The sequence below is a fragment of the Blautia sp. MCC283 genome, from assembly GCF_018785565.1.
Lineage (GTDB): Bacteria > Bacillota > Clostridia > Lachnospirales > Lachnospiraceae > Blautia_A.
Genome location: NZ_WQQB01000025.1, coordinates 1 through 14,485 on the forward strand (window position 1 = coordinate 1; position 14,485 = coordinate 14,485).

At 43.7% G+C, this 14,485-nt stretch carries 10 protein-coding genes and 1 pseudogene; all 11 read left to right on the forward strand.

Annotated features, from left to right (window positions below):
• Positions 1-182: pseudogene (locus GPK81_RS08285) on the forward strand (hypothetical protein); the annotation flags it as partial.
• Between the two features lie 67 nt (positions 183-249).
• Positions 250-2,175, forward strand: coding sequence for a hypothetical protein (locus GPK81_RS08290; RefSeq protein ID WP_118063508.1), 1,926 nt, complete (start codon positions 250-252; stop codon positions 2,173-2,175).
• A gap of 14 nt (positions 2,176-2,189) precedes the next feature.
• Positions 2,190-2,834, forward strand: a complete 645-nt coding sequence (locus tag GPK81_RS08295; RefSeq protein ID WP_021977294.1) for a hypothetical protein — start codon at positions 2,190-2,192, stop codon at positions 2,832-2,834.
• 18 nt (positions 2,835-2,852) lie between these two features.
• Positions 2,853-4,307, forward strand: coding sequence for a TRAFAC clade GTPase domain-containing protein (locus tag GPK81_RS08300; protein ID WP_021977295.1), 1,455 nt, complete (start codon positions 2,853-2,855; stop codon positions 4,305-4,307).
• Positions 4,308-4,318: 11 nt separating this feature from the next.
• Positions 4,319-7,825, forward strand: a complete 3,507-nt coding sequence (locus GPK81_RS08305; RefSeq protein WP_215706869.1) for a hypothetical protein — start codon at positions 4,319-4,321, stop codon at positions 7,823-7,825.
• Positions 7,826-7,866: 41 nt separating this feature from the next.
• Positions 7,867-9,402, forward strand: coding sequence for a M48 family metalloprotease (locus GPK81_RS08310; RefSeq protein ID WP_215706870.1), 1,536 nt, complete (start codon positions 7,867-7,869; stop codon positions 9,400-9,402).
• A 48-nt stretch (positions 9,403-9,450) separates the two neighbouring features.
• Positions 9,451-9,999 (forward strand): hypothetical protein, encoded by a 549-nt coding sequence (locus GPK81_RS08315; protein WP_021977298.1) that lies wholly within the window; start codon positions 9,451-9,453, stop codon positions 9,997-9,999.
• Positions 10,000-10,017: 18 nt separating this feature from the next.
• Complete coding sequence (locus tag GPK81_RS08320) at positions 10,018-10,905, forward strand: lectin-like protein (RefSeq protein WP_021977299.1); 888 nt, start codon at positions 10,018-10,020, stop codon at positions 10,903-10,905.
• Entirely contained in the window at positions 10,898-12,055 is a 1,158-nt protein-coding gene (locus GPK81_RS08325) for a glycoside hydrolase family 3 protein (RefSeq protein ID WP_118063519.1), read from the forward strand. The genes GPK81_RS08320 and GPK81_RS08325 overlap by 8 nt, the downstream gene beginning before the upstream one ends.
• Before the next feature lie 98 nt (positions 12,056-12,153).
• A complete protein-coding gene (locus tag GPK81_RS08330) occupies positions 12,154-13,452 on the forward strand; it encodes a zinc ribbon domain-containing protein (RefSeq protein WP_215706871.1) in 1,299 nt (432 codons plus the stop codon).
• Between the two features lie 21 nt (positions 13,453-13,473).
• On the forward strand, positions 13,474-14,478 hold the full coding sequence (locus tag GPK81_RS08335; protein WP_215706872.1) for a M15 family metallopeptidase: 1,005 nt from the start codon (positions 13,474-13,476) through the stop codon (positions 14,476-14,478).
• Positions 14,479-14,485 lie beyond the last annotated feature (7 nt).

A 14,485-nucleotide genomic window follows, 5' to 3' on the forward strand; every position in this document is an offset into this window, starting at 1 on the left:
TGCCGGGAGGTCAGCCAGGTTATCCAGGAGGAACCGGAATGCCGGGAATGCCGGGAAGTCAGCCGGGCTATCCTCAGGGAGGAAATGGAATGCCAGGAAGCCAGCCGGTTTCTCAGCCGGGAGATGCCGGAATGCCATCATGGGGAAATCCTTCCGGAGAAGATCCAAATAATAATATCTGAGAAGAGAAAGGAGATCCGGCTTAGGCCGGATTTCCTTGAAATATAACATAAGTGGGAGGAGACTTGAATGGAAGAAAGTCTGTATCAGGCAGAAAAAAATACAGAAGTGATCGAAAAAAAACTGGAGAGTATTCTTAATGATGCAGAAGAACAGAAAACTTTTAACAGCCAGAACTTTGTATCTCTGAAAACACTAGTGTTTATCTGGGTGATAGGAAGCGAGACAAGCTGCAGAAAAGCAGAGCTGCTTTTTAAAGAGGAAATAAAAAAGATCGTATCGGATATCAGAACTGTCCAGATCATCAGTGACTGGGAAAGAACAACAGGAGAAGAGGCATTTCATGCTTTTGCAGGCAGGATCAATCAGGCATCGCAGGATTATCTGGATGTCCGATTTGACAAAATCCTGATATGTCCGGTATTTCTTATGGACTGTCTGTGTCAGAGAGAAGATGAACAGAGAGTGGCGGATTCCTGGATCATGATGCAGACAGAAATGAGAAAACGCCAGATTTCTGTGGAATGGCATCCGTTTCTGATGGTGGAAAGTTATAATGTAGATCTCACAAAATATAAAGTACAGATGCTGCGCCGCCAAATGGACCGGATCATGGAAAACGGCCGCAAAAATTATCTGGAATGCTGCTGTCCATGCTGCGTACTTTCTGATGTCAATGAGAACGGACATAAGATCAATCTGGAACAGAAGATCAAAACGATAATCATGCTTATGATATTTCAGGATACAGACTGTGAAGATAAAGAAAAAACCCAGGGTGTTCTTCTTCCGGTCAGGAGTAATGAAAAAGAATATTTTTTTACGGCAAGAGCCATTTCTGTATGTGAACCGGTAAAATCTCTTACACTGAATCGCTTACTGGCAGTACATGAATATTATAAAAGTGCCGGCAGAAGGCGGACTACAGCATTTGATAAAATGAAGTACGAGTATTTTGAAAGTGCATCCTGGAAAAAGCGAATGGAAAAAATACCTCATGGACCAGATGGAAAAATATGTACATCACCAATATACAGTGTGATTCCTGGCAATGATATGCAGAAACTGGAAAAACGGCTGAAAAAGTTTGCCAACGATTATTATCTTCATCCCATTAAGGCTACAGCAGAGGTGGTACAGGAATGGTGGGATTCGTTTGTTGATGAATATCTGCTGGAACTCAATGGGGCAGTAAATCATCTTGGCATTCTGGAAGAAAGATCACAGAAGATCCTGGAAAACAGTCCGGTGATTGATGTACGTCAGGGGATGTTTTATCCGGACATGAGACAGTCCTGTGAACAGTGGCTTGCAGGAGAGATCCGTCAGGCTCCAAGGAAGATCATTGCAGAAGGACTGGCGCCGGAGAAAGAAAACATGAAAAGGTTCCGCCAGAAAAAGAAAGTGCTGGATGATGTCTTTCAATCTATGGAGCAGGCTGTCAGCAACCAGGAAAAAAGACTGGGACAGACAGAACTTCTTTTTAACACCGGCGGAGGATTTGTGGCAGATGCACAGGAAGAAGCCAGACGATGGATGGAAGAATATAATAATAATCATCCCCATGAAGTGATCCATATATTTCATAAATATCAGAAGATCATAGCAGGCTTTTTTAAGGATCATGAAAAAGATCAGAAAAACAGAACCGGAAATGATCTGCTGGAGATCTGTAACCGGATCGTTGCGGGAAGTCTTGAAAACCGTGAAGAATATATGAAGGTACGCCTGACAAATCTTGTACAGGGAGATTCCACACAGTTTTTTAAAAAACTGGAAGAGAACTGGAAATTTCCTGTGAGACTTATCGGAGGATTTCAGGCAAGCAGTCATCAGACATTATTTGTGATGGGAAATGAAGAAAATCTCCTGTGCCGCTGTCTGCGGAATCAGCCCACTTATGATATCAGTTTTAAAGGCTGCCCTCAGGATGACCGTATCGAGATCGTCCGTATTTCCGGGCGTTTTGCAGAGAACCGCATATACTCTGAGTAACAAAGGAGAAAGTAATGGTAATAGCATTAAAAGACTTAAAAGGAAGACAGATGGATTATGGCCGGTTCCGCTTCTCATGGACAATATCTGAAAATGAAGAAAATGCATATTTCGTGTGGATTTATAAAGAGAATGTGAGTATTCCGGTAATGATCAGTTATTCGCAGTGCATCAATCATTGCATGGAAGTCTCTTTTCAGTCGGATAATCTGGATATGGAAAGTATCAACAGTACACGTTTTCTTATATTTGTGACAGACTCCAGAAGAGAACTTTCCGGAAGAGAGATCATGGCACTTGCGTCACAGGAACAGTATCTTATAAATGTATACTGTGGAATTGCCACAGTGAAATGGAACTGGGTTTGTACAAATGCAGGGTACACTTTACTGCTTCAGAGTGACAAAGAAATCCCGGAGGGACTATTGTATTATGAATATTTCTGGGGAGGAACGATCCTGAGGTTTGAAATTCCAAATGAGATCCGCGCGGGAATCAATGAATACAGAAATCTTTATTTCCCGGAACTGCCGGGATTGCCACAGGTGCAGACAAAAGAAAAAAATATAAAACTGAGTGGAGAAGCGATTCAGATACCACGTTCGAAACAGGACACAGGAGGAAAATTTTCACTGTTTTCGATTTTTCATAAAAAATAAAAGGAGCAGGAGGCAGATATGAGTTATTATCCGATAAAATGTATACAGTGCCTGCGTCCCATCAGAGAAGCAGAACGATGCGTGAAGCTTACGAAGGATGAGATCAGGTCAGATAATTTTGAGGGAATCCGGCAGTCTGATGATATTCAGCTTAATGACAGAAAATCTGGAGCAAATAAATTTGTGCTGAAAGAGAAGCATATTGAAATTCAGTACAAAAGTCTTGCACAGCTTCGAAGTGAGAGCGTGATCACAAATGAAGAGGTGTATCCGGTAACCATTTCTCCGGAGTATGCAGTCAGTGATGAGTGCAGAAATACAGAACTGGTGCAGGCTGTAGAGGTGAAAGATCTGGAGATCGGTGAGGAAAAGGTAAGTGGAATCGTGAGAAAGTTCTACTGTCCGCATTGTCATTCACAGTTGATCCCTCAGGCAGGAAAAATGCCGATGTACCTGGTGAGCCTTATGGGACCCAGCTCCGCAGGAAAAACAGTATATCTTACAGTTTTACATATGATGTTGAGCGGAGGAAATTTTGGACTTCCGCAGGGCTTTGTTCATTTTGAGACTCTGGGAGTTACAGGAAGGGAATATGAACAGTTTGCTTCACACATAAGAAGAGAGAACAGACTTCCGGCGACAACACAGGAGGACAGAAAAACTCCGTATCTTCTTCAGGCAGATTATACCGCAATGCCAGGATCTGCACAGTCTAATAAGAAATGTATTCTGGGTCTGATTGATATGCGAGGTGAGATGTTCAACGGAGAACGAAATGAGGATCTTTCCAATATCAATGTTCCCCAGTTTAAGGAGTCGGATGGATTTATCATGATGGTTGATCCGGAGACTCTGGAGGGTGTGTACAATCGGCTTCCGGAACAGTATATGAACCGTGATATCGATCAGCTGGAAGAAGCGATTTCCGGCATGAAAACATCAATCCTGGATTGTGTTACCGGAGATATGGGACAGATTCAGAGGCCAAGTGTTGTTGCACTGACCAAAACTGATCTTCTGTACAAAAATTACCAGCAGCTGGGAATTCCGCTGAATCAGCCAGTGATCGCACCGAGATTTCAGATGATTCCGGATTCTAATCTGGAGGATACTTATTTTAATCCTATGAATCAGTCTACCAGAGCGTGTATCCAGTATCTTTCCAGAGGATTATCAAATTTCCTGGATCAGACATTTTTCAGTCCATATTATATTTCTGTATCCGCTCTGGGAGCAGCTGTAAAGGTAAGCGGAGATAATCTTGATAATTTCCGTCTGATCCATCCGATCCGTGTGGAAGAACCGTTGCTTTATCTTCTGATGAGACTGAATTTTGTACCTCCTTTCTTCAGAGGAGAATTTTATGATGCACCACAGAGGGTGGTTAATGAATGGGGAAGAAATTTTGCGGAAAACTGGGATGAGCAGATTCCGGAACCGCCAAAAAAACATTCCTGGTTTCATAGACGTTAGGAGGAAACAGCATGATAGGACAACATATATATTCCCGATGTACAGAAGGATATTTTTCACGTTCCGGTTCAAAGGGAGACAGTACGACAGTCACCATCAGCAGAGATATGTTTGCCAGAGAAGATCAGGCGAAGCTTGTAGCCAGAGAATGTGAAGCAGTAGGAACACTGGAGGATATCCGGCCTGTTCCTTCGGAGATCACCGGAACATATCGAGGCGTTCTGAAGATCAAGAGGCTGAATCAGCAGCTTACAGTAGTAAGTCGTGCATACAGACTGAAAGCAGAAGGAAATATGTCCGGTGAAAGAAGTTCCGGCGAGTTCCGTGATTTTACATACAGCAGCAGTTACATTCTGGCAGAGGAAGATAAGGGACGCTTTTTACGAGAACCGGAATATGCACTCAATCTGCAGAATTTTGAACCTTATCCATCGGTACAGGCGCGAATTGAAGAGTCAAAAAGAAATGGTGCCCGTGGGCGTATCGAAGCAAATCCGGAGTATTCCCTGTTTAAAAATCCACAGAAAAAAACGGAAATTTCTGTTTTTGAACGTGCAGGTTTTACACAGGAACTTTTTATTGATTATATCAGCAGCATTGTCCAGAGAGTTGGATATATGGATTACAGGGGCCATGAGAATGACAAAGTTCTGGTTGTACTGCCAGATCAGTTCCGCCCTGCATGGAATGCAGCCGGTGGAAATGGTTATGCTGAGCAGATCATTGCGGCAACTTTGAAAGTTCTGCCGGATTTCATCAGTCAGAATATCAGTGCAGTATCCTGCGGAGGAGCAAATCCGGAGGCTTCTGTCCTGAAGGGGTATCAGCTGATATTTATGGAAAGTGGATTTGCAAAAGAATGGGTAAACAGTGAATATTCTATCATTGACCTTCAGAACAAAAAAAGTTATGTGAGTGGAGATCTGGATACATCCTATGGCAGATTCATATGGGATACCCTGCAGAAGGAAGAAGAAAAAGCGGAATTTAACAGGCAATACATTCAGTTTTTCGGACAGGAACGGGTTTATGAAAATGCGAATACACCGGAAATGTTTAACCTTATATTTGGACTGAATGATAATCGGAAGCAGAATTTTGCAGACAAAAGATCCAGAGAACAGCTTATACTTGGAGTATCCTACTATATAGCAGGATACTGGACAGAATATGCTGCATCGATATTCAGGGAAATGCTCAGCTGCGAAGCACAGGACCCGGGATATTCGGATAACATAAAGAAGGATCTCATAGAACTGGTCCAGCAGAATATCTATCCTGAAAACTGTCAGGATGAGATCATGGTATGCCTGATACAGGATCTGGCATCTGACCAGACAGATGAAGTTCTTGCACAGCTTCTGAGGGAGCTTCTTGAGAGCGAAAATGCTCTGGCAGAAGAGAAATTCCTGGATTTTCTGAAGAATGTCAGAGAGCAGACAGAGGCAGAATGGTACAAAAAAGATTTCCTCAGAACGTTTTTGATCGAAATATGTGAAGATGATCAGATTTCCCATTCCAGTCCGGTGAAAGCAAATATTTTTGCACTGTTGAAGGACTGGTACAGAAAGTGTGTGAGCACAGATGAATGGGAGTATACTTCACAGCTGATGGGAGCATTAAGCCGTCCGTTAAATTATTCTGAGATCACAGATGAAAACATGGAAGAAATTTATGGAAATCTGTTTTTTCAGCTGTTTTATGGAAACGGCAATCTGCGTAAACAGGCGCATGGTCTTTTAAGCCAGGAAGAGAAGAAACTGAAAAAAACTCCAGGACAGGAACACAGATCCGATGTGCTGTGGAATTGTTTTAAAGAGCAGTGCAGTTCAAAAGAAACGGTTCTGAATACAGAAGCAGTATGGCACCTGATCTATTTTGCCACATTCAGAGACCGACAGTTCCTGAACGTAGAATGGAGACCTCTGTTTGAATACATCGTTGCGGAGCTGGGAGAAAAATGCGAGGCAATGGTATTCCATGAAACAGGAAAGTATTTGCACGAATGGCTGATGCATGTGCCGGCAAAAAAGGCGATCATACAGGAAGCGATTTGTGTATCGGAATGTGCAAAAATCTATAATTGCCGGAAACCAGGCGGATATTCGGATATGGAAGAGATCCAGCAGGCACTTTCTGACCTGGCAGATTGTCCGGAACCTTATGTATCCATGATTCTGTACGAGTTATATGCGCATGCGGAAGATGACAGAAAGGGACTCCTTCTGGAACAGCTGACAGTAGAACAGCGATGGGCGATCATTACAGAGTGGTTTATCCATGGTGGACAGGAAATGGTTCTTTCCGAATATGTCCTTGCTAATCTGGATCAGACAGCAGTATTTTTAAGCGGTGTGAAAGAAAATCAGTGGCTGAATGAACAGACATACAGTGTGATCGTAAATGCATATTTCAATATGCTGAGACATCAGTGCCAAAAAAAGCAGGGAAATAATGAACTTGCTGCCTGGTGTGAAGTATTTCAGGATGAGGTTTTAAATTATAAGAAGATATTTGGTGAGAATTCAGGAATTGAGCGGAAGCTGAAGAATAAATTTTTATCTCTGATCGCAAAGATGAATGCAACACAGGTGTTCGGATTAAATGCAGCGCAGGTTGGCTTCCTTAAAAATATGATCCAGGAATGTGATCGCCGGAAGATTTTCCCGAAAGACTGGAAGCGTCTTAATGTTCTGTGGTGCATTTATTACAGTCAGGATATGGAAAATCTGGAAAAAATGCAGAATATAATCCTGAAAAGCCAGGATATCTCAGCGTATCTGACGCCAGTTGATGAAAGACTTAAGAGAGAAGAACGGCCAGAGTATCGTTACTTTTTTGCCCTGCTCCAGGAGCAGCTGATCATGATGATGGAAGGAAAAAAAGACTTTAATCTGGAGAATGTGCTGCGGAAGATTTATGGTACAGAGTATACGCCTGTCCAGGCTGTTCGTGCAGCTCTGGAATTACTGCTTTATACAGAAAGGCTTCAGCTTTTTGAAGCAGATGCCATAAGAAATGCAGCCGGCAATGGAATTTTACGTCTGGCAGCAAGAGAACCCGAAGCTTTTGCAAACAATGATGTTGCGGCATCTTACCAGCTTTTGAAGGAGGATACTGCCAGAGAACTTAATCTTGGAAGATTTTTGAACCGTCTTGACGATGAGTGGAAGAGTATTTACTGCAAGAGATACGGTGGAAGAGTGTCCAGGAGAGAGTACCGGGAATCTTATGACAGACCGGAGCAGAGAAGACCATATCCGGGTTCGGCAAGGACACGGTATGAGCTCGATGAAGATGAAGAAATGGATGAAGAGGATGAGAGTTCACCGATAATTCTGATCATAGCGGCTGTAGTCGCACTTCTGGTCGGCGTTGCCATATCTCTGGTACTTTGTTTTCTGGTTCCTGACAAGATTACCATGGCTATCAGTATTGGACTGATCCTGGTTGGAATCACAGGTGATATTGTTATCATTATCCATAACATTATTGCGTCAAAAAGAAGAGAGAGATAAAGAACTGTATATTCGATACAGATAAAAAAAGGAGGAAGAGTATGGCAAAGTTCTGCAGATTTTGTGGAAGAAAACTGCGGACCGGATCAGAGCGATTCTGTCCGGGCTGTGGCTCAGATCTGCTTGGCGGAAATAACCAGGCCTCCCAGGATAATGGAAATGGATGGGGGCAGCCATCCGATGACCAGGGAATCTGGGGACGCCAGGCTGCAAGCAGTCAGGGATACTGGAGACCACCGCAGGGAAGTAGCCAGGGAAATCAAAACCGGCAGCCAGAAAATGTTCAGAATAACTGGACCCCACAGCCGGAAAATGTTCAGAATAGCTGGACTTCACAACCGGAAAATAATCAGAATAACTGGGGTACACAGCTGGAAAGTACTCAGAATAACCGTAGCCAACAGTCACCGGAAGGCCAGGAAATACATAATCAGTCTTCCCAAAGCAGACCCCGGAACCATAAACTCCGGCAGATCAATGTACAGGGAAACTGGAATCAGCAGAGAAATCCGGGTCCGTCAGGAGTGGATCAGAACAGCCCGAACCAGCAGATGGCAGACACGGGAATCAATACTTCGCAGCCAACAAAAAGCCAGACAAATAAAAAACCTGTAAAAACAAAGAATACATCAAATGCAGGTGTCAGCGTAAGCAGCGGATCCAGTGGATTTTATCTTTTTGATTTCCTTACAAGGATGTTTCGAAAGTCCAATATTTCCGTAATCATTTATCTGATCCTGAATGTGGCACTTGTCTGCGGATTTACGGTGTTGTTTGTACCAGACAATATTCCGCTTGGAATTGTGATCGGAATTGTTTTATATCTTGTATCTGTTACGATCGCACTGTCACCGATCGGAGAATGGTACCTTCGTTTTCAGACAAGATGTAAAAAACTGAAACGTACAGAGGATATCAACCGTCTGGAACCGATATTCCGGGAAGTTTATGCGAAAGCAAAACAGAAAGATCCTTCTCTGAATTCCAGCATTCAGCTGTATATCACAGATGATGACAGTCCGAACGCTTTTGCAACGGGACGAAAGACAGTATGTGTTACAAGAGGCCTTCTGAATATGCCGGATGAGCAGATCCGGGCGACACTGGGACATGAATTCGGACATCTTGCACATAAAGATACAGATCTTATCCTGCTGATCTCGGTTGGTAATATGTTTGTAAATATGCTTGTTACATTCTTTAATATCGGCCTTTGGTTCTTTGATATCATTACTACGATCATGTGTCTGTTTATGGGTGGCGAAGATGGTTTTATTACGCATTTATTTATGATCTTTTCAAGATTTCTCGCTGTAATAACAGTGAATCTTCTTCTCAGGATATGGACAGGTCTTGGAACACTGCTTGTCATGAAATCCAGCCGTGGAAATGAGTTTGAGGCCGATGAGTTTGCATTTCAGCTTGGATATGGAGACCAGCTGTGTGCATTACTTGATTATTTCAGTACACATGAGCAGAAAGCTTCCGGGCTGTTTGCCGCACTGGCAAGCTCACATCCGGACAGCCACGACAGAATTGCCAGACTTCAGCAGTTAGGGGCAGGATATTACCGTTAATAAACGGATACAGCAAAAAGAAAAGGACGTAAAGGAGGCTGGTATGAAATGAGAGAGAATAAAGTAACAAACATTCTGTTTATTGTGTTTACTGTAATGGCACTTGCAGGTACTGCAAGTCTGGTAAAAACCGCGATCGCCCCAAAGGAGAACATGCAGGAAACAGAGCAGAAAGTTATTCCGGAAAAACCGACAGGAGAGCCGGTACCTGCGCAGGCAGGCAATGACAAAAAGAAAGATACGGCAGATAAAAAGAAACAGCAGCCATCAGATAAGCAGGGAAAAAATGATCCTGATGCTGCAGTGCAGAAGAAACCTGAGGGAAAGAATCCGGCAGATTCCAACGGCCAGGGAGAACCAGTGAATGAACCGGAGAACCCGGATCAGGGAACACCAGGTGATGAAACAGCAGCGCCAGATGGTCAGGAAACAAACAATGATGAAAGCGCGGATAATGTCACAGATGATGGTAATTCTGAGGATTCACAAGTGACCGAAGAAAGTGATGAAAGCGGAGTGGATGACGCCGGAGCCGCAGAATCGGATTCCGGGGAGGAAGAAAACTCAGAGGAAACTACTTCTGATGGAAACGCATAACAGGCAGAGGAATAAACTATGAAATGTCCAAGATGCAGAAAAAACATACCGGATGACAGCATCTTTTGTCCGGAATGTGGAGTAAAGATAAGACAGACAGGTTTTCCCCAAAGTGGTGGGAATTATGCGGCTCCACAAAAAAAGAAGTTTCCTGTTGCTGTAGCAGTTGCGGCAGTGGCAGGCGTTGCTGTGATCGCAGGCGGAGCAGTATATGCAGTAAAAACAGACAGGATCGCTTTGCCCGGCGCGCTTTCAGCGAAGCAGAAACAGCTGGATGATATGTCCGTAGCAGAAGCGGCGAAAAAGTCAGAAGTGACAAAAAATGCAAAGACGCCGGAACCTACATTGATTCCAACATCGGTGAGTACATCGACACCTTCACCTGAACCAACAAACACCCCAGTACCGACCAACACCCCTGTTCCGACACCGACAGAAGCTCCGGATACAGAAAAACAGATACATACTTATGAAGTTGTCATAGAAGACTGTACCTGGACGCAGGCATTTGACCGGTGCAGACAAAAAGGTGGATATCTTGTAAGAATCAATACCCAGGAGGAATATGCAGCAATCATAAATCTTCTCCAGTCAAATACGAACTATGCGAAAAAACAGTTCTATATAAGTGGAAGGCGTGAGATGGATCAGTATGAATACTACTGGGCAGACAATGATAATAAACTGTTCGGAGAAGCACTGAATTCCGGTGCAAGCTGGACGGCTCATACAACTTCCTGCTGGTTTGCCGGTGAACCGAGCTTTTATGGTGACGGAGTAGAAGAACATGTACTGGATCTCTTATCCAATGATGGAGGCTGGTATATGAATGATGTGCCGGATGATATTTTAAGTGTTGTTCCATCTTTTTCAGGTAAAATAGGATATATATGTGAATATGAATAGCAGAAAAAAAAGATTCGCAGCGATTTTGCTGGCAGGTATCACTTTCATCTGTACATCCGGGATTACCCATGTGCAGGTGAAAGCAGACCCGGTACAGGAAGAAAACGTTGAAGAGAAAATACAGCAGATGTCTCTGGCAGAAAAAATAGCACAGCTTTTTTTTATCACCCCGGAAACTCTGGCAGGGAATGCAGTCAGCGCAGGAGATACAACAAGAGGAGCCTATGAGGCTTATCCGGTGGGAGGAATAATTCTGATGTCTGCCAATATTGAAAGTTATGATCAGGTAAAAAATCTGATCGCAGGCTATCAGCAGATGTCACAGGAGACAGGTGGAGTACCGATCTTTGTGGGAGTAGACGAAGAAGGCGGTATTGTAAGCCGGATTGCAAAAAGTGGAATTATGGAAACACCGGTATATGATTCCATGCAGGCGATCGGACAGACTGGAGACAGCCTGAAAGCGTATGAGACCGGATGTCAGATTGGCAGTTATTTAAGTGAACTGGGATTTAATGTAGACTTCGCTCCGGTTGCGGATGTACTGACAAATCCGCAGAATACAGTAATAGGCAGCCGTTCTTTTGGAAGTGACCCTTCAATCGATGGGGCTATGGTAGCTTCAGAGGTAAAAGGGCTGCATACGAAAGGAATGCTGTCTACCCTGAAACATTTTCCGGGACATGGGGATACTTATGAAGACAGTCATGAAGGAAAATCCTATGTCTATAAAACAAGGGAAGAACTGGAAAACTGTGAGTGGATTCCATTTAAGAAAGGTATAGAAGCAGGCTCTGATTTTGTGATGATGGGACATATTTCCTGCCCGGGTATCACAGGAGATGACACGCCTGCAAGTCTGTCTTATACCATATGTACAGAAATTCTGAGAGATCAGCTGGGATTTCAGGGGCTGGTCATTACGGATGCAATGAATATGGGAGCAGTTGCCAATGAGTATGCATCAGGAGATGCCGCTGTAAGAGCGGTACAGGCGGGCGCAGATATGATCCTGATGCCTGCTGATTTTTCGGCGGCATATGCGGGTGTCAGAAATGCTGTGCAGAATGGAACAATAACAGAAGAAAGAATCAACGAATCTGTCAGACGTATTCTGGCAGTAAAAAACAAAATAAACACAGCGGAATAAATATCCGATTGACCCAGAACAGCAGAGCAGTTATGTGCTTATGAGCAGACAGTGAAGGTAAATTGCGAATATCCGCTTGATATGTTAGGAGGAAGAGTATGAGATGTCCTAATTGCAATTGCGACGTTCCGGAAGGAAGTCTTTTCTGTCCGGAATGTGGACAAAAGCTTGAAGGTGTAAATGGCAGTCAGGCAGAAAATTCCGGAGAAACATATAATGATCAGCAGCAGGATGCGGAAGATGTATATGGAGATCAGCAGCGGAATAAAGAGGATACATACAATGATCGGTCTGAGGATACGGAAGATTCTCTTTGGGATCAGCCTCAGAATTCTTCAGATATTTATGGAACCTCACCTCGAAATTATGGAAATCCTTATGGGAATCAGTCTCAGAATCAGGGAGGCTTCTATGGAAATCCTTCTCAGAATCAGAATTTTGGAGGTTCCTATGGAAATCAGTCCCAGAATTTCGGCGGGCCCTATCCGGGGCAGCAAAATGGCGGGAATACATACTGGAGACAGCCTCAGTCTCAGAATAATGGACCGGAGCGAATGGCAGCAGGGAATCATTTTGATAACAGCATGCAGGGTGGAAGAAAAAACAAGAATCCGCTCATTATCATAATTGCGGTTGTTGCCATTGTGGCTTCTGTAGGTGGCGCAGCATTTTTTGCACTGAGAAGCAGAGCGAAGGATGAGACCATACAGAAAGTTGCGGATAGTTCCGATTACAGCATTGGAAATACAGATGTTTCGGGGAGTGATACAGAAGCTGAATCAGTTGAGAAGGATGCTGAAGAGTCACCGGTGAAGGAAGAAGAAGTAGCAGTAACGCCGGAACCAACAGCAACGCCAAAACCGACATCTACACCGAAACCTACTCCTACGCCTGATGCTTATCCTGCGTCAGCAATAACAGCTTCTCTTGTGAGTGAATCTTCTGTAGATTTCAGCAGTATCCATGAAGCATATATAGAATCTGCAAGTGCAACATCAGAGATCAAACAGGCAAGCGGAGTTTCCAATGATCCGTTGCTTGCATTTGACAATAATACCGATACGAACTGGGAAGAAGGTGTTGACGGGTCAGGAATCGGGGAGAGCATTACAGCAAATTTCAAATATGAAAATGAAAAAGTGAGATGTATTGCTCTTAAACTTGGAAACTGGAAATCTGGTAAATATTATTATGGAAATAACAGACCTTCAAAGTTAACGATCACACTGGATGATCTTTCGTTTCAGATGGATTTTCCGGATTCCTGGGAAGAATTTTATGTAATGCTGAATCATCCGTTTAAGGCATCTTCCATACAGGTAAGGATTGATGATGTGCATAAAGGTACCAGCTGGGATGACACATGTATTACAGATATCCGTGTACTGGTAGAATGATGAAACAGGCTGAGGAAAAATATGAAGAAAAATAAAACAATCGTTATACAGATCATTGTGCTGAGCATTCTGATCCTTATACTGATCGTCTGTGGGGTGAGTATCTTTGGCAGACAGAGTAAAATCGGAGCAGAAGAGACAACAGAAAAAACGGAGCCAACGGAGGTACCAGTTCCGACCGTGACTCCGACAGAAACACCAGAAGAACCGTCCCCAACACCAACGGAGGCTCCGGAAGAAAAAAAAGAAGCTGCTACACAGACCGGGGAGGTGGCAGGACCGCCACTGGCACCGGAGACAACGCCAACACTTCAGACAGAAGAGAACGGTGCACTTACACCAGGAGAAACAAGTGCGGGAATTACAGATCTGGCAGTGAAGGAAATTGTAGATCCGTCACAGATTTCCGCAACGGATCTGGATAAATATTTTCAGGCATATGAGATCGTGGAGGGCGATGAGATCTACAACCGTATCATCGGGAAATCTTACTATGCCAATGATTATGTCGCATTATCGGATCTTCGTTATCTGAAAGTCCTCCACTATAATTTTGAGGGACAGGTACAGGTTGGAGAATTGATCGTAAATGCTCAGATTGTAGATGATTTTCTCAGTGCATTCAAGCAGTTGTATGAAAACCAATATCAGATCCAGGAGATGGTCCTGATCGACAATTACTGGGCAGGAGATGGTGACAGCAGTGATTACAACTCCATAGAACACAATAATACTTCCGCATTCTGTTTCCGAAACGCCACAGGTAGCGGAAATCTGTCAAAACATGCGTATGGACGGGCTATCGATATTAATTCCCAGCAAAATCCATATGTAACATATAACAACGGCTATGGTAGCTGTGCACACGGAAATGCCCAGCAGTATCTGGATCGATCCAGCGGTCTGCCTCATGTGATCACCCATGATGACATCTGTTATCAGATCTTTACACAGCTTGGCTTCACCTGGGGAGGAGACTGGGGTAATCCAAAAGACTTCCAGCATTTTGAGAAAAGTGCAAATTAGTCTGAAA